The sequence below is a fragment of the Candidatus Flexifilum breve genome (assembly GCF_016713355.1).
Genome location: NZ_JADJPI010000007.1, coordinates 691,531 through 707,241, shown reverse-complemented (window position 1 = coordinate 707,241; position 15,711 = coordinate 691,531). Strand labels below are relative to the sequence as shown.

The following is a 15,711-nucleotide window of genomic DNA, read 5'->3' as shown; positions in this document are numbered from 1 at the left end:
CCCGAAAAGAAGATACGGACATCGTGGCCTGTCTTCAGGCTGGCATGTTTGTGCGTAGGCGCGGTGAAAAAAAGATTGCGAGGAAGCGTTTTAGCGAGCGTCAGTTGTGCGTGCTTCCGTCAGCATCTGCTCAAGATACGCTTGGAAGGCCAGCGGATGCCTGACGAGCCCATGGATCTCTTTTTCCAGCAAAACTGTACTTCCTGCAGAATCGGAAGACTTTCCGTTCTGCGTCGAGCAAGACGCCAACCCGTTTCCCCCGCTTGGTTATAACCGACATAGTAATCGTGCCGTCCAACGCCAACCGTCCCGTTTTGGGCAACCCGTCGCCTGAAAATGCGAAGATGAAAATACGTCAACCAGGCATCCGGGTGAATACGGTCTGGAACTGGTGGAACGCTGGCAAGCTGGGAAATGCCTTAAATGGAGGACGGTTGCCACAGACGAGGGACTGGTGCGCCCGGTCATGGTTGTAGAAGTCACGATACGGGCGTAGAACCTCAGCCGCATCCAACCAATCCCGTGGCGGATCCAGCCAGAGACACTCGTATTTGAGCGTGCGCACGGAGCGCTCCGCAAACGGTTTGTCCTGCGGTCTGCCCGGTTCGACGAGATCCGGTTCGACGCCTAAGCACAGGAGAAAACGCATGAGAGCGGAGGGGTATCCATCGGTCAACCAGTTCCCGACAAAACCGCGGGTCATTGTCAAAGCGCAGCTTCTGCGGGAGTCCCATCACCAGGAGTACCTGGGCGACCGCCAGCAGTGCGGTCTCCGCGTTGAAGTGCGCCTGGGTTGGGGTGTCGACCAGAACCGACGTTCCGCGATCCACGACCGTCAGAAACTCAAAGGCGTCGCCCAACTGCCCGAAATCCATTTCCCAATGGCGGAGGGTTCTGGACGCTCCACCGGATGATGAACGGTAACGCGCGTGGGTATGCGTCCCGCGTCTTTGAGAATTTGCCAGATTTTGCGCGGCGAACGCGGAAGATACCCACCACTGGACGACAAATCTCCCTCGTGATGCAGGTGATACAAAATCGTCTTCGCTCCTACCACTCGCCCGTAGCGCTGTTTGAGCTCGTCCCGCAGACTGAGAATCGCAGCGCGCACCAACGGCACGATCTGAAATGGATGCTGATGCGGTGCGCGCGACTGGCTCTTGAACATCGCCAGCGATGGCGGCTCTGCTTCCCGAAACCGCTTCAACCATTTCTTCACCCAGCTCAAACTGCGTTCGAGTGTTGTCGCCAACTGCCCCAGCGTCCACTCGGGGTGCGCTCCACGCAGCTGATACAAACGAACCCGGTCAAGTTCCCACTCGCTCTCCATCTTGCTCTCTCCATCCTCACGGTTGCAGGGCTGGATCTTAACGAGCCACGATGTCTGTATCTTCTTTTCGGAGCTGAACGAGAGGACTCATACAGATGCGGTCTCTCTTAGAATAACTAGGGAAATGTCTTACAGGGTATGATGTATCACATCATAATTGCGAAAGTAAAGAAAAAGCCGCATCTGAACTCAGCAGGCACGGCTGGTAGAAAACAAAAAGCTTGCTCTCTTCGAGCTTCTGTTTTTAGGATAGAGGGGTTGATAAGCTCTTAGGATCTTATCTCCCAGACGAGTCGCGCTTGAAGTGCGCGGCTCAGACGTCGGCATATCCGCGGATGCCCTACCGCATATCTTTGAACGCTTCTACCGGACTGACAACGCGCGCTCTAATGAGGAAGGATGCATACGACTGTGGCTGGCAATCGGCCATAAGATTGTTGCAGCTCATTCCGGTGCCTCACTGAATGTTAACGACCTGCGCAGGAGATAGTCACCGTGAAGCTAGTGCCTTCGCCTTCCTTGCTTGTGAACTCGATCTGGCCGTGATGCGCATCGACATAGCTTTTGACAATTGATAGACCCAACCCGGTGCCCTCGATGCGACCGGTATTACTTGCCCGGTGGAAAGGCTCAAACAGCTTCACTTGTTCCACCTCTGGGATGCCGATCCCATTATCGGCAATGCGGAACTCGATATCGTTCCCATTCCGCGTCACTTCAAACTGTACATGCCCGTTCACCGGCGATACTTCACCGCATTCGAGAGCAAATTGACGAGGATATCATGTACGAGGTGCTGGTCGAGCATAACTTCATTCGCATCGGCCTTGTAGACAAAATCGATAACATGCGTTTTGCCCGCGATGTGCTGAAAATTATCCCAGATTTCCATGCATAGCTGCTTCAGGGCTACAGGTTCTGGTTTACAAACCAGTTTACCCGCGTTCGCTTTACTCAGCGTGAGGACATCGTCTAGGAGCGCGACCATCCGCTGGATCTGGCGATAAATCTGCTGAATCCGTATGGCGCGCTGCTCGGCGGAAAAACCGTTCCGCATACGTTTCGAGCATGGTGACGTTCATTTTGATGATCGACAGCGGGGTGCGGAAGTCATGGGAAATCGTCGAAATCAGCTGTTCTTTCAGGTGGATGATCTCTTGTTCTTTTTCTAGCTCGATCTGCAAGCGATCCGCCCGAATGCGTTCCGTGATATCAGTGACAACGCCGATGATGCCGTTGTTTTCCCCGGTCTTGTTCTGCAAGGTGGAATAGCGAATATCCAGAATGCGATTTGCGATGTTCAGCACGGTACCGGTTTCCTCACCGCTCAACGCCCGCTGGAAATACCCACGAATATTAGGGATCAGCGGTTCGAAAGCGTCCACAATCGAAAGGCCAACCAGCGCTGGCATATCCTGACCGACAAGCTGGCTGCCTCGTCCCTGTAGGAATTTTAGAACCCCTTGCGGATCAACTTCGAACAAAATCACCGGATTGCTCTTGATGACCATTTGCAGATGTTCTTCGCTCGCCCGCAGGGCTTCGATGGCCTGTTTCCGCGCGGTGATATCCCGCGCAATGCCGATTAAGCCGATGACTTCGCCCTCGTCACTGCGAAAAGGGACTTTGGTCGTCAGTGTCCAATGCGAGCCAGCTTGATCGTGCATAACGCGTTCTTCGCTGATAATCGCCGTACCGCGCGCCATCACGACGGCATCGTCGGCGTGGAAACTCTCGACAAAATCCGGGTCGAACACCTCACACGCCTCCCTGCCAATGAGGTCGGCGGGAACGCTTCGCGCGACAGCAGCATGAGCGAGATTACTGGCGACGAAGCGATCCGAACGGTCTTTCACGAAGATGTAATCGGGAACATGATCGATCAGCGTACGCAGGAGGTTACGCTCCCGCCGCAGACGGAACTCCGCTACTTTCCGATCAGTGATATCCCGCGCGATGTAGACGATGAGCTGCTTGCCGCCATCCGCCCTGCCCATGAGCGCGGTGCGCCCGTCATACCACTTGGTGGCCTGCGCCACTTCCAGTTGATACTCCACTTGCTGCGTATATCCAGTTGCCACCGTCTGGCGAATTGCGTCCATGATCAGATCGGCAGCAGGGGAATGAACGCAAGATCGGGCAGCGCTTTAGCGAAAGCACTCAGTCGCTCCTCGCTCCGCCGCAAGTTGCTTTCTGCCTGCAAGCGCGCCGCGAGCAGGCGCTTACGCTCACACGCCGACTGAATCGTTGTGGCCAAGCGGCGAATGTGCCGCGGGGATTTGATGACGTAGTCTGCTGCCCCGCGTTTCATGGCTTCTACCGCCACTTCTTCCGACCCGGTGCCAGTGACCACAATCACAGGCAAATGTGGGTAGTGCGCATGCACTGCGTCGATGACCTGTACGCCTTCAAAACCCAAAATATTGAAGTCCGTCACGACCACGTCGAATTCACCGTGGGTGAGCCGTTGTTCGAACTCCTGACGAGCGGAGGCCGTGATCACAGTGAAGTCCGCACTGTCATGTTCCAGCGCGTCCCGGATCAACTCGCGATCCAGCGCGCTATCATCAACATGCAAGACACGTATCGGGGTGCTCATAGTTGTCAAACGTCTCCCATGGGCGGGCCAATATTCAGAGTTAACCAGTACTGGTCAATTTGGTGAACAACGGCCAGAAAATCAGTGGTTGAGACGGGCTTAATCAAGTAACTGTTGGCACCATTATCATAGCTTTGGATCAAGTCGGTGTCTTTTTTGGATGAAGTTAGAACAACGATCGGCAGACGTTTGAGCGCAGGCGCCAGTTTGATCCGGCGCAGCACTTCATGGCCATCGATGCCCGGCAGCTTCAAATCCAGCAAAATGAGATCGGGCAGAGGGTAGTGCTCGCGATCGCTAAACTTGCCCGTACCAAACAAATAATCGAGGGCTTCCTGACCGGTATTCGCCACATGGATACTATTTTTCAGAGCGGCTTCGCTAAAGGCATCCAGCGTGAGAGCGATATCCATGGGGTTATCTTCCACCAGTAAGATATGCCCTAAGCCGTTGATCCGTGAGACCACGATGGTTGTTCCTTATAATCCTGTTGGGCGCGGTAATCTGACATAGAACTGACTACCAACGCCGACGGTGGACTCCAGCCAGATACTGCCATTCAGCAGTTCGACCGAGCGCCGCACAATTGCGAGGCCAATGCCAGTTCCGGGATAGTGTTCCGCGCTGTGCAGACGCTGAAACACATTGAAGATCTTTTCGTGAAACTCCTGATCGATACCCAGACCATTGTCCGCCACGCGGACCACAACGGCCTCAGGTTCGATCGTGCAATCAACGCGCACCACGGGCGAGACACCGGGCCGCTGGTAAATCATGCCGTTCTCCAGCAGATTCGCGAAAATCTGCATGAGCAGCGTCTTGTCTCCGCGAACGTCCGGCAAAGCCTCTGCCAGATCGATTTGCGCCCCATATTTGGTAATCTGGGGTTGCAGCATTTCGATCACCTCCAACAGCAGCTTCCGTAACGGAATGGTTCCGAAACGCACATGCTGACGACCGAGGCGCGAGTAGTCCAGTAGGTCAGTGATGAGTTGATTCATCTGGCCGCCCGCGTCCACAATATAGTCAAAGTACCGCTGACCTTCTTCGTTTAAGCTGCTGCGGTGACGGCGCGCAATAATCTCTGCGAATCCCTGAACCGCGCGCAACGGTGCGCGCAAATCGTGTGAGACCGAATAACTGAACATTTCCAATTCGCGGTTCACATGTTCAAGTTCAGCCGTGCGGTCACGCACACGCTGTTCGAGTTCGAAATTGTGTCGGGCGATCTGGTCATACAATTCGGCCTGATGCAGCGCGATCGCGATCTGATCCGCGATTTCTTCCGCAATCTGTTGATGTTCGAGCGTGAAGAAGTTGACCTTCGTGGAGGCCAGCGCCAGTACCCCGATCAACCGACCTTGTACAAGCATCGGGTTCGCCATCGCTGAATGCATATGTTGGGTCTCCAGATCTTCAGCAAGCTGCGCTTTGGGACCGTGCTGCGTGGCTAAATCCGGTGTGACCACCGACAACCCTGCTTTCAGCCGTTCGAGAACGTCATTGGGGACGACGGGTTGGCTGTCACCAACATGAATTTGCAGTTCGGAAGCCTGCTGCCAGGCAATTGCTCGTTCTTCGGTGAGTTCCCGGTTGTAGAGTACGATGCTGAGCCATTCGCAGGGTATCAGTCTTTCCAACCGCGTCAGAACCGCCCGGGCAATGGCCTCAGGTGATGAGGCACCCAGAATATGATGGTCAATATCGTGGAGCGTGGATAAACGCTCGTTATAACGTTGGAGCGCTTCTTCCGCTTCGCGGCGTTCGTGAGGAGGTTAAGCCGATGAAAAGCCGAGGCGATATTACTCGCCATCGCTATCAAATATTCCTGTTCGGTAGGCGTGGGTACACGCACCCCTTCGTCGCCGAATGTTCCGGTGCCCGATCGCCCCCATGTGATAATCGAACGTGATGATGGGCACATTGATGATCGTCCGGTTGTTCAGCATGGCTACGGCTCTTTACGTGTGCGCGGATCTGTCCGAGCATCTTCCACGATGACGATCGACCTTGAATTGACGATCTCCTCCATCATCGGATCGCCATCAACTTTCAAGGTGATGAATTCTTCAGTGGCGAGAAGAACGTGCCTGATATGACCGCCGACCGCTAACAGGCGGGCGTAATGGCGATCATCATCCATCAGATACGCCCATAAGTTATGGTAACCAAGGACGATGTTGATCTCCTCCAGCGCCAGATTCAGTACGTCGAGATAAGTCTCGACAAATTCGAGACCGCGCGAGAGCCGCAGCAGCGACTGCGAATGCTGCTCGCGTTCGCGCAGCGTATTTTCGAGCCGCTTGTTCGCGCTGATGTCGACCGAAAACGTGGCAAATCGATCGCCATAGGGTGGCGTCGTCATGATATGAAACCAGCGCTTGGTTGGCTCATAGTACATGTCGGTATGGACGACAGTTTCGCTTCCGCGCTGCTGTTCCCACCACTGCTGAATAAATTCGGGTTGCATGTGGTAAATGTTGGTCGCGCGTTGGCCCATCACCTGCTCCCGGCTGTACACGGAGTGGCGCGTAAAGGCCGGGTTCACGTCGAGAATCTTGTAGTCGACAACCTGTCCCTGAGCATCCCGGATAATCTCATTGATGGCAACACCCTCATCCATCACATTGAAGAGGTTGCGGTAGCGATCTTCGCTAGCCTCCAAGCGTTGATAGCTCAGGAGCGTCGACAGGGCATCGGCCAAGCGCCAGCTGATTTCTTTGAACAACCGGATCTCTTCGAGTGTCCACACCCGCCCATACGAGCATTGATGCAGCACAAAAGACCAGGCATTCCCGACCTTCGGGTAAAACGCCATGGCGATGAACGACTGGACGTGGAAAGCCGCTGCCATCTCAAAGGGAACCGGATGCGTGGCCCCTGGACCGAACAGAACGGGGTCAGGGAAGCGCAGAGTCGGTAGACATGTGCGCCCACCGGATCAAGCGGGAGCTCTACGCCGATTGGGAGCAAGCCGGGGTATGCCGGACGGGTGCGCTCCATCGGCACACACCACAGGGGGGCCTCCGGATCACAGGGGTAAACAAATGACGCGCGATCACACTCGAAGATCGCCAGCAATGTATCAATACATCCCGCAGCATCTGATCCAGATCATTAGTGCCCTGAATCGCGCGGTTAACCTGATCCATGCGGTCGAAGTAGCGAAGATGAGCGAGGCGTTCTTCCTCCGCTTGTTTACGCAGGGTGAGGTCGGTGACGACTGCAAAGCTCCCCAGAAACCGCCCTTGGTCATCGAGGAAGGGCGTGCCTGAGACAAGGGTCGTGATCGGCGTACCGTCGCGCCGGATCCAATCGATTTGGTAGAGACTTTGTTTACCCTGTCGTCGTAGAACAATTTGAGCATCATAGACCGGCTGACTGGTCGTCTCCATAAACACATGGAGCGCTCTGCCAAACAGTTCTTCCGTCGAGTAGCCGAGCAATTCCGTGAAGCGGTGGTTGGCGTAGTTGATCTTGAGTTCGGCATCGATGCACACTAGTCCATCATTCATGGCTTCCACAAGCAGCTCGTAGCGTTTTTCGCTGGCTAGCAGCGCCGGCGAAGCCCGGCCTTTGTCGGGTGGAAACTGCTGCAAAGCGTAAGAGCGATCACTCACTCCTGCGTCGTTTGCTGAGCCTTCGGCCATGAGACTACCTATCTGCCGTAAATCGAACGATAACCGCTGCGTCCTATTTTCATTATACGCCCGATTTACGCGGCGAACTTACGTCCGACGGGGAAGAGAGCGCTAGATTTTAGTCGCCGGGCAGAAGGAACAGATCATGACTGAGGAGTGGCGGCAGGCGGGCAGTCACCGCCGCTAGCACAGCAAGCTCGCTACCTGCCGCGGACAGTTCTCACTCTACTTGGGCTAGTTCATGAGGGATAGATCACAAGCTTTCCTGACCGGTTTGACCAGTTTGATCGGTTTGAGCTGTTTTTCCGCCGATCAGAGTCGCATTTTACGAGTCATCCGACTGGGAGAGCACCGCTTTGATGTCAATCACGGGCGTAGCATCAATCGCTTCGATGGGACCGACTTTCAAGCGGCTCCCGTTGATCTCAAGCACAGTCACGCGATGTAGTCCAATGGGAATAAGTTGCTTTCCTTATAGCAGAATTTGCAGTTGGGGCGCGTCCTGCGCCAGGAGAGCGATGAATGCTCTTTGAATCGGTGTAAATGGCTTCTCTTTATTCCACACCAGCAGCAGCGGCCGTTTGAGTTCGGTTTCGCTAAGCGGGATCAAAAGCAGTTCGTGGCGCTGCACCTCCCGCTCGACGGCATACCGGGGCAGAATGGCGTAACCCATTTGCCCCTCACTCAGCAGGGCATATTTAATCGCTCCGGGACTGTCCAATTCCACCACACTGGGCGCGTTCACACCGTAGGCTTGTAACTGGGCTTCAAGCCAGCAGCGGGCGCGGCTGGTTGGCTGCCGATTGATCAGCGGCAACTTGCTGAGTTCGTGTATCGAGATGGCTGCCTGCGCTGCCAGCGGATGGTCGGCGCTCACCGTGACGAAATACTCAATATCCTGCACGCGCATTCGTCCGAGCGTCGCCTGATCGAGTTCAGCCAGTTCCCCTTCCAGAAAGCCGAGATCGTAGCGCCCGTTCAGGACGTCGGCGACAACGTCGACGGTAAGCGCCGTTTGCAGCGAGACACTGAGGCCGCTTTGCGTCCGCTGAAACTGCTGCAGCCAATTCGCAGCAGGTAAACGCTCACACCGGGGTCGCCCCACCACTCAACGACTGATGCTCGCCCAGCGCCATGAGCTCGCGTTCGGCTTCGGTCAGCAGTTGCAGGATGCGCTGCGCATAGGTATGCAGCTTGTCGCCCGCCTCCGTGGGCTGCACGCCGCGCGGACTACGCTCGAACAGCTTCGCCGAACGCCGCTTCTAGGCTTTGAATATTCTGGCTCACGGCCGACTGAGTCGTGTACAGTTCTTGTGCCGCTTGATTCAGGCTGCCGCGCTCGTACACGACGATGAACAGCTTGAGTTTATGCAGGGTAACCATAGCGTTATCACTTCATCTGATACCCCTATCATATCCTGATGTCTACTCAGTGACGATGAATGTCATATGATTCTCCGTGACAAATGTCATACGGCAAATTGCATAGAGAGAACTTAACGGCGGAAGTCCATGCACAACGCCGGAAATTGGCTTATTGGAAAGGGATGAAGATGCAGTCTCGAACGCATGTCTCGAACGTATTGGTGATTGGAACCGGCGCGGCCGGGCTGCGCGCAGCGATTGCCGCTTACGAAGCGGGCTGCGATGTGGTGCTGGTGGGGAAAAGCCTGAAGCGTGACGCATACCGTCCTAGCCGCCGGTGGGATCAACGCGGCGTTGGGCACGGTGGATCCTGAAGACACTTGGCAACAGCATTTCGTCGATACCTATCGCGATGGCTATGGATTAGCGAACCCGCACATGGTCGAACTGCTGGTGAAAGAAGCGCCGCGCGCCATTACGGAACTCGTCGATTACGGTGTGCAGTTCGCGCGGCAGCCGGACGGGGAACTGGATCAACGCTATTTTGGTGCGCATACCTACCGCCGCACCTGCTATGCGGGCGACTATACCGGACGCGCGATCCTGTTCGCGCTGGCGGATCGTGTCGAGGCGCTCAGGATTCCAATTCACGAGCAGCAGTACGTGTCACAGCTCTTGGTCGATGCGGGGTTGTGCTTCGGCGCGCTGACCTTCGATCTGCATACCGGGCAGCGCACGGTGTATCTGGCGGATGCGGTGATTCTGGCCACCGGTGGGCACACCCGTTTATGGCGCCGCAGTTCCAGCCGTCGTGACGAGAATACTGGCGACGGACTCGATTTAGCGCTGCGGGCAGGTGCAGAACTCGCGGACATGGAACTGGTGCAGTTTCATCCGACCGGGATGGTCACGCCGGAGAGTATGGCGGGTACGTTAGTGACAGAGGCGGTCCGCGGCGAAGGCGGTCATCTGTGCAACGCGCTCGGCGAACGCTTCATGAGCAAATACGACCCTGAACGGCTGGAACTCTCCACCCGTGATCGGGTGGCTATGGCCAATTACACCGGGGATCATCGAAGGACGCGGTACGCCGAACGGCGCGGTGCTGCTGGATATAAGCCATCGAAGCAAAGTCATTCTTTTCAGCTACCGCGGATGTACCGCCAGTTCCTCGAAAGCCAGATGCTGGACATCAGCCAGAAGCCGATGGAAGTCGCGCCGACGGCCCACTACAGCATGGGCGGTGTGGTCGTGGAACCAGACACCGGAGCAACTCAGGTCGTCAGGCTGTACGCGGCGGGTGAGGTCACGAGCGGATTGCACGGGGCTAATCGCTGGGTGGCAATTCCTGGCGGAAACGGTAGTGTTTGGTCGGCGAACAAACGAAACCGCCGCGCTATGCGCAGAATATCTCCCCGCGCAGCACCGTTCAAATCAGTCATTCGGGCCGCCTGAAGACCTCGATCACTTGATCAACCCGGCACAGGGTGCCCGTCCATTGCAGCGCGCCGTGCGCGGCACGTTATGAAGTGCTGCGGTGGCGTCCGCTCCGGGTGAACGCTTGCAGGAAGAGGTTGGAACGACTGCTCAACCTGCGCGCGGCGACCCAGGCGTTGGATGTGCGCCCTTCGGCGGAAGGCTATCAGATTTGGCGCTGGCGCTGGATTTACGCGCGGCCCTCACGGCTGCTGGAAGCGACGGTTCGCTCTGCCATTGAACGGCGCGAGAGCCGTGGAGCGCATCAGCGCAGCGATTTCCCCAACGTCGATGATACACTCCGCGTCAATTTCATCATCGGTTTGAACGGTGAACGCCAACAGGTGCTGCGCACAAGCAGCGCTCAATCCTCCCACCGAACTGGAAACGTGGATGCACGACCATCCGCTGGAAGTGGCTGGTCGGCTGCTCGAATAACCCAAAGTCACCTTTTCATTCGCCGCGGTCGTTGAACGTTTCGCGTGGCCGCGCCGAAATTCCCACTCACTAAGCTCACGCCCGATCTGCAATTCTTGCTTGGCTGATTGGTGCATATCCTCCTCCTGCTACAGATCTTCTGCAATGCGTTCCAGAGGGTATGACGTCACACTTTCTCAACAGCGGGTTGTCAAATAGCGCGTGGGTCAGAATACCGAGGTCAGATGGGGACGAGGAAGAAAGAGCGATGACACCTGATGTTCACCGTCGCCAAGGGGCGAAGCTTCGTCTGACCGTCGAACAACAGGCGCATATCTTGGGATATCCCGAACTCAAGATCAAACAGGATCGTCTCAAAGAAACCATCCTCCACCCAATGTAGTCAGCATTACTACGGTCGATGAGACGGTGCGGATTTGTCATCCGCATTATGCCTCCAGTTAGAATGTATAATGTGTTTGGCGAATGATCAGTTGGAGGCATTTTTAATGAGTATGGAACTGAATCACCCCCTTCTCAGCAGGTGCTTCCCAAAACGCCTGCAAATAACCGTCGCGAGGAAGGTCTTACTACAAGAGATGCCTTACTGGCGGGGCTTTCCCCTATGGATGAGACATTTCAGACTCGTCTCGAAAGAGGAATTACGCGACTATTTGCGTGGTGAGGATCACTGCAGCAGTACGCGAGATGGGTCCGATGTTGATTTTCTGGAGTTTGAGCTAATGCGGCTTTCGTGAACGCGATTACGCGGCGAAGCTCCAGCAGATCGATATCGATTGTACGTTAATCTTTTCTTACTGCTCGCTGCATTCGCTGCTGTCTTTGCGGTCATTATCCTGGCCTTGCTTATACTAATGCAACTCCAACTCATTCCCTTTGTTGCGCTCTTTGAAACAATTGTCGCCCTGTTGGGTATATTTCTTACTACCATTTCTGGACGGGAGCCACCTTTACAGCTTTGGTTGAGCCATCGTCGTCGGGCGGAACAACTCCGCCGCGAATACTTCCGCTATCTTTTTCGGCTGCCCCCTTATGATCGCCTGGTTGGTGTCGAGCGCGGACTAAAGCTCTCAGAACGTGCCGCTGATATAAACCGTGGTGTTTTTCCTGAAAACAGTCATTGCTGGATCTATAAATTTATCAGCAGAGTCGCATGAATTTTCCTCGGCACTTAATGGGGGGACCGGGGATCATCTTCATTAAACTCCGCTAATCTGGCGCTATCGCGAGCCTCTTCAATATAATTTTGGAGACGCGACGGTGTTTGCAGAGATTGCCCCCACTGATTACTTTCTTTCATCATCACATTCAATACAACCTGGGTGTAATTGCGATAGGCTACCGCATACAAATCTGGCATTCCTGCAAGTGGGGATTGAGCATCCACAGCTTCCAGATTTTCAATGCTACATCATATAGATTGGCGGTAGATCCCACTGAAAGGTCTGGTAACGCAGAGAGAACAAGCGCGATAATCGGGGAAAGCCCTGCAATTCCCGCTAAAATAATAATTATCGGTGTCAGCCGCCATTCAGGCGTAGCAATTCCACCATTGCACTGTTGACTACTGGTAGTGATTGCGAAGCCAAGGAGTTCTGACGCAAACCCGGTAAACAGAAGAAGAGTGTTCGTAATCGATTAACCTGTGCGGCTGCTATCGGCTTTTCCTAAGACGTTCTTTGTAGTAGGCACGTTGATCTTCAGTACAAACCGATCGAAAGCAGAGTAAAGAGCATGGATCGTTTTAGCACTCATGGATGGACCACTAACATTTTCCGGACTTTTAGTTCGAGGAAGGCTTTTGAACAGGTTTAACACTTTCGTCTATCTCTGTAGTGCGATGCTCCCACGGGACGTGTAAGTTCAACAAGCGATCTAGAAAAGTCTCATAAGCAACAGTTAGAGATAGGCGGTCTGTGGTCTGTTCCCCGGAAGTATCAAGTACCGCAACCCGTTCACCGTAAGCAAAATCCGCATTATGCTGAATTTTGACTTGGTCAGAAATATTCGGTTGAGGTCACACGACTCTATTGATAGACATCTTGGAAAAGTTTGTGAATTGAGGTTGATAACCCTCTGCCGTTCCGCTGGATTTCCAAAGCGCCAACTACGTTCTGCCACGCTTCGGGTTGAGTCAATACGAGACACGAGAGGAAAGACAATAAGTGGACGTGAATCATCCGACGAACGACGAAAGGATACCGCACGGCGCACAATGTCAATACACCTGAACTACTTTGAAAATTGGGAGTAAAAACTGCAACTAGTCTATCGGGCATAAGCATAGTGCAAATGCCGCTGTATCAGTTAACCCTGTACGAGGATCAATGAGAACGAAATCATAACGAGCGTGCTGGCTGTTTCCCCAAATGCAGAGGTATAGCCAGGGGCGCTCTTTCAAATAAGCTCTTCCAGGGGAAACTGTTAATCAAATTGGAGTGGTATCGTCAAAACTGCCAGCTTTCAGAATTGACAGTCGGTTAATACTTGTTTCCAGGATGTACCGTTCAAGCTGGTTTTGAGAGAAGAGTTTTGACGACACTCTGATTTAGAACTGGTCGATCTTCTGACATACTTTTCTCAATTTCCAGTAAACAAATTGATAAGCCCGGGTGTCGATTAAGTTCAAACTCTCCCGATTAATTCAAAGGATAGTTCACTTAAGAAGGGTCGGAAAAACGATGTAAACCTGGGGCTTCTAGATCCCCGTCAGTTGCGAGCACCGAATAACGCCGTTATGGTAAACGGGTGATATTCGCCAGCGTATACTTCGGCCTGTTCCTTCCTTTGTCATGAGTAAAAGTGAACGATTTGTCCCCGCGTAGTGGACATATTTTCTCCTAACTGCGGGTAGGGAGTGAAGTTCGACGATAACGCATTCGCGTCTTGAACTGCTGTCTGTTGCTCTTGGGATAAAGGTGGTTAGTCGCACTCCGAAAACACTTCAAGGATGATCAGTAATGCATAGCGGCATTCCGGCGATGTGCTCAGCATGTTCCACATATCTTTGTCAAAAACGCTGAGTTTCATATCAGAATAGAAGAAGTCTCTGCTTCTAGATTATATGGTGAACTCAATTTCTCTGGAAGAAGTGGATGACCCCGAGGAACGACATGCAGAGGTGGATCTCGGTACGGCCCCAACATCTCGGGCAGTGTGATGCAAGTTCTCCATCGTCGTATATTCGCGCACTGTCTCTTTGACCAAAATACGTTAGGAAGCTTAATGACGAGCATAGATGCGCTTTGACATAGTTTTGCGCTTTGTCTGAGTTAAAGAAATCTGGTACGCTCATCGTCCGCGTATATTTCCTGCTTATCTGGAAATATCATCTGCGTGTAACGTCTGCAATTTTTCGCGCAGTGCTTGCGCGAATGCGGTTGTGTTATCGAACGCATCATCATTTCTAAATAAGATCGGCGCATTATGCGTTAGCATGCGTATTTGTACGTCTTTTGAGCTTCTAGCTCCTTTATTGATTCTGGTTCTTCCAAGCTTGGAGGAGCAAATCTTTGAGATCATAGCTCCAGCATTTGCTCGGTCAGTCGAAAGAGCTTGGGGAGACTATTCACGTCACATTCTTCGTCTCATAATCATAGACCGGCGTCCGGCTATATCCCTGTTCGACAGGAAATTCACCTTCGTTGACTTGAAGCTTTACAAAAGTGTTTCGAGCAGCACGTGTTGTGGCAGCATCAACCCATCTCCCAAACCGTTCCGAACCCTTAGGGAAGCCATAAACCATGACTCCTCTGCGGTCGTGAGGTCAAAACTTTTGAGTGGGAGCAGGTTGTACGCGTCTTCAGGAGCATCGGTCACAAAGACAGACCGGCAATGCTCGCCTTTTCCATCCGCTTGGGCTGCCCGCCGAACTTCGTTACTGGCTTCACGGCGAATGTCTACTGATTTTGAGAAAACTCAATACATAAAACCCCTCAGGTCGTCTGGGGCTTTCTTTTGGAACCCCTAGCGCAAATGCAACAACATGCGCGCACGTAAATATCTGCCTCTTACCTACTAGAAACCCTGCACCTACAGTTGCGCCATCGGGACGGCAGATACGGACAATTGAAGTCGGCGGATATTGTTGCATAAGACCCAACCTAAGATGGCAAATCATTAGCTATATAAAGGCAACATTGGTGCGTACTCCTGTTTAGGGTAAGGTTTATTCCATACAACTTTCGCTTTGATATGAGCTTCAACGTCTGCCTGAGCCACCAATATACCTGCTTTTGAACCAACACGATCCCAAACTCAGGTTCGACTTCATATCGGGCCTGTCATATGCAGCATCAACATCTCTCGCGCTTTTTCGGCCATCCAGCGCACAACATTCAATGCATTATCAACTGCTACTTTGCCTGCTCGACTGATCTTTTCCAAAAATCGTTTATGCCAACCTGTTTCCATCCGGGTTCATCGCACTCAACAAATATCAAACATTTTCGTCGTTCATAGTGGCATGTCCTTGAAATCATGAAAAGACGTCTTTTGACCTACTTTCTAAAACGGTAACTTTATACTACTCTATTTTATCTGGACTTCATTTCAGAGTGAGAAATATCGAGGACTCAGAGAAGCGAATTGTATTGTCAAAAGTCTAGCATTAATCGGTTATGTAGTTCAGAATGGGTTCAGGGTGCTTGTTGAAAACGCGTAGAAGCTTTCAGTACTCAAGCGAAGTGGGATCGGAAAACCGCTTTCAACGTCAGGTCGCCGGGTCAGAGGGAAGCGAACCCGGAGGAACGTTAGCGCATGCACCTATGATGAATTGTTGGCAAAGTGATAAAGGTCAGCTTGGACATCTTCTGGCCCAGAGTTGGAAGCCTGTCCTAGCGAATACGCCGGCTTGCCGCGCC

20 protein-coding genes are annotated in these 15,711 nt (G+C 53.3%); 5 read left to right on the top strand and 15 right to left on the bottom strand.

Translation table 11 applies throughout. From position 1 onward, the window contains the following. Positions 1 to 355: 355 nt before the first annotated feature. From IPK17_RS08665 to IPK17_RS08600, 14 genes are all read right to left on the bottom strand, one after another. Complete coding sequence (locus IPK17_RS08665; protein ID WP_343417286.1) at positions 356 to 649, bottom strand: integrase core domain-containing protein; 294 nt, start codon at positions 647 to 649, stop codon at positions 356 to 358. Positions 650 to 835: 186 nt separating this feature from the next. Further along, a complete protein-coding gene (locus tag IPK17_RS08660) occupies positions 836 to 1,330 on the bottom strand; it encodes a hypothetical protein (protein ID WP_343417285.1) in 495 nt (164 codons plus the stop codon). Between the two features lie 467 nt (positions 1,331 to 1,797). After that, on the bottom strand, positions 1,798 to 2,070 hold the full coding sequence (locus IPK17_RS08655; protein ID WP_343417284.1) for a sensor histidine kinase: 273 nt from the start codon (positions 2,068 to 2,070) through the stop codon (positions 1,798 to 1,800). After that, complete coding sequence (locus IPK17_RS08650; protein WP_343417283.1) at positions 2,067 to 2,222, bottom strand: hypothetical protein; 156 nt, start codon at positions 2,220 to 2,222, stop codon at positions 2,067 to 2,069. The genes IPK17_RS08655 and IPK17_RS08650 overlap by 4 nt, the downstream gene beginning before the upstream one ends. 58 nt (positions 2,223 to 2,280) lie before the next feature. After that, positions 2,281 to 3,432 (bottom strand): PAS domain-containing protein, encoded by a 1,152-nt coding sequence (locus tag IPK17_RS08645; protein ID WP_343417282.1) that lies wholly within the window; start codon positions 3,430 to 3,432, stop codon positions 2,281 to 2,283. Positions 3,433 to 3,434: 2 nt separating this feature from the next. Then, complete coding sequence (locus tag IPK17_RS08640; protein ID WP_343417281.1) at positions 3,435 to 3,929, bottom strand: response regulator; 495 nt, start codon at positions 3,927 to 3,929, stop codon at positions 3,435 to 3,437. A 5-nt stretch (positions 3,930 to 3,934) separates the two neighbouring features. Further along, entirely contained in the window at positions 3,935 to 4,396 is a 462-nt protein-coding gene (locus IPK17_RS08635; RefSeq protein WP_343417280.1) for a response regulator, read from the bottom strand. Between the two features lie 12 nt (positions 4,397 to 4,408). Then, a complete protein-coding gene (locus IPK17_RS08630) occupies positions 4,409 to 5,617 on the bottom strand; it encodes a sensor histidine kinase (protein ID WP_343417297.1) in 1,209 nt (402 codons plus the stop codon). A gap of 263 nt (positions 5,618 to 5,880) precedes the next feature. Then, complete coding sequence (locus IPK17_RS08625; RefSeq protein WP_343417279.1) at positions 5,881 to 6,783, bottom strand: PAS domain-containing protein; 903 nt, start codon at positions 6,781 to 6,783, stop codon at positions 5,881 to 5,883. A 100-nt stretch (positions 6,784 to 6,883) separates the two neighbouring features. Further along, a complete protein-coding gene (locus IPK17_RS08620) occupies positions 6,884 to 7,579 on the bottom strand; it encodes a PAS domain-containing protein (RefSeq protein ID WP_343417278.1) in 696 nt (231 codons plus the stop codon). A 316-nt stretch (positions 7,580 to 7,895) separates the two neighbouring features. Next, on the bottom strand, positions 7,896 to 8,024 hold the full coding sequence (locus IPK17_RS08615; protein WP_343417296.1) for a TrmO family methyltransferase domain-containing protein: 129 nt from the start codon (positions 8,022 to 8,024) through the stop codon (positions 7,896 to 7,898). 18 nt (positions 8,025 to 8,042) lie between these two features. Further along, the gene (locus IPK17_RS08610; RefSeq protein ID WP_343417277.1) at positions 8,043 to 8,678 is read right to left on the bottom strand and encodes a LysR substrate-binding domain-containing protein; all 636 of its coding nucleotides are present in this window, start codon (positions 8,676 to 8,678) and stop codon (positions 8,043 to 8,045) included. Further along, positions 8,656 to 8,790 (bottom strand): hypothetical protein, encoded by a 135-nt coding sequence (locus tag IPK17_RS08605; protein WP_343417276.1) that lies wholly within the window; start codon positions 8,788 to 8,790, stop codon positions 8,656 to 8,658. The genes IPK17_RS08610 and IPK17_RS08605 overlap by 23 nt, the downstream gene beginning before the upstream one ends. A gap of 10 nt (positions 8,791 to 8,800) precedes the next feature. Further along, positions 8,801 to 8,953 carry a helix-turn-helix domain-containing protein gene (locus IPK17_RS08600; RefSeq protein ID WP_343417275.1) on the bottom strand — a complete coding sequence of 51 codons (153 nt, stop codon included), beginning with the start codon at positions 8,951 to 8,953 and terminating at the stop codon, positions 8,801 to 8,803. Between the two features lie 170 nt (positions 8,954 to 9,123). Between IPK17_RS08600 and IPK17_RS08595 the strand changes: the two genes are divergently transcribed. From IPK17_RS08595 to IPK17_RS08575, 5 genes are all read left to right on the top strand, one after another. Beyond that, complete coding sequence (locus tag IPK17_RS08595; protein ID WP_343417274.1) at positions 9,124 to 9,309, top strand: FAD-binding protein; 186 nt, start codon at positions 9,124 to 9,126, stop codon at positions 9,307 to 9,309. After that, positions 9,248 to 10,390 carry an FAD-binding protein gene (locus tag IPK17_RS08590; protein WP_343417273.1) on the top strand — a complete coding sequence of 381 codons (1,143 nt, stop codon included), beginning with the start codon at positions 9,248 to 9,250 and terminating at the stop codon, positions 10,388 to 10,390. Before IPK17_RS08595 ends, IPK17_RS08590 begins: the two co-directional genes overlap by 62 nt. 119 nt (positions 10,391 to 10,509) lie before the next feature. Continuing rightward, complete coding sequence (locus tag IPK17_RS08585) at positions 10,510 to 10,884, top strand: hypothetical protein (protein ID WP_343417272.1); 375 nt, start codon at positions 10,510 to 10,512, stop codon at positions 10,882 to 10,884. A 212-nt stretch (positions 10,885 to 11,096) separates the two neighbouring features. Beyond that, positions 11,097 to 11,231: a hypothetical protein gene (locus tag IPK17_RS08580; RefSeq protein ID WP_343417271.1), complete on the top strand. Its 135-nt coding sequence runs from the start codon at positions 11,097 to 11,099 to the stop codon at positions 11,229 to 11,231. A gap of 394 nt (positions 11,232 to 11,625) precedes the next feature. Next, positions 11,626 to 12,006, top strand: coding sequence for a DUF4231 domain-containing protein (locus IPK17_RS08575; RefSeq protein ID WP_343417270.1), 381 nt, complete (start codon positions 11,626 to 11,628; stop codon positions 12,004 to 12,006). A 3,112-nt stretch (positions 12,007 to 15,118) separates the two neighbouring features. Here the strand turns inward: IPK17_RS08575 and IPK17_RS08570 are convergent. Then, on the bottom strand, positions 15,119 to 15,262 hold the full coding sequence (locus IPK17_RS08570) for a hypothetical protein (protein WP_343417269.1): 144 nt from the start codon (positions 15,260 to 15,262) through the stop codon (positions 15,119 to 15,121). Positions 15,263 to 15,711: the final 449 nt, after the last annotated feature.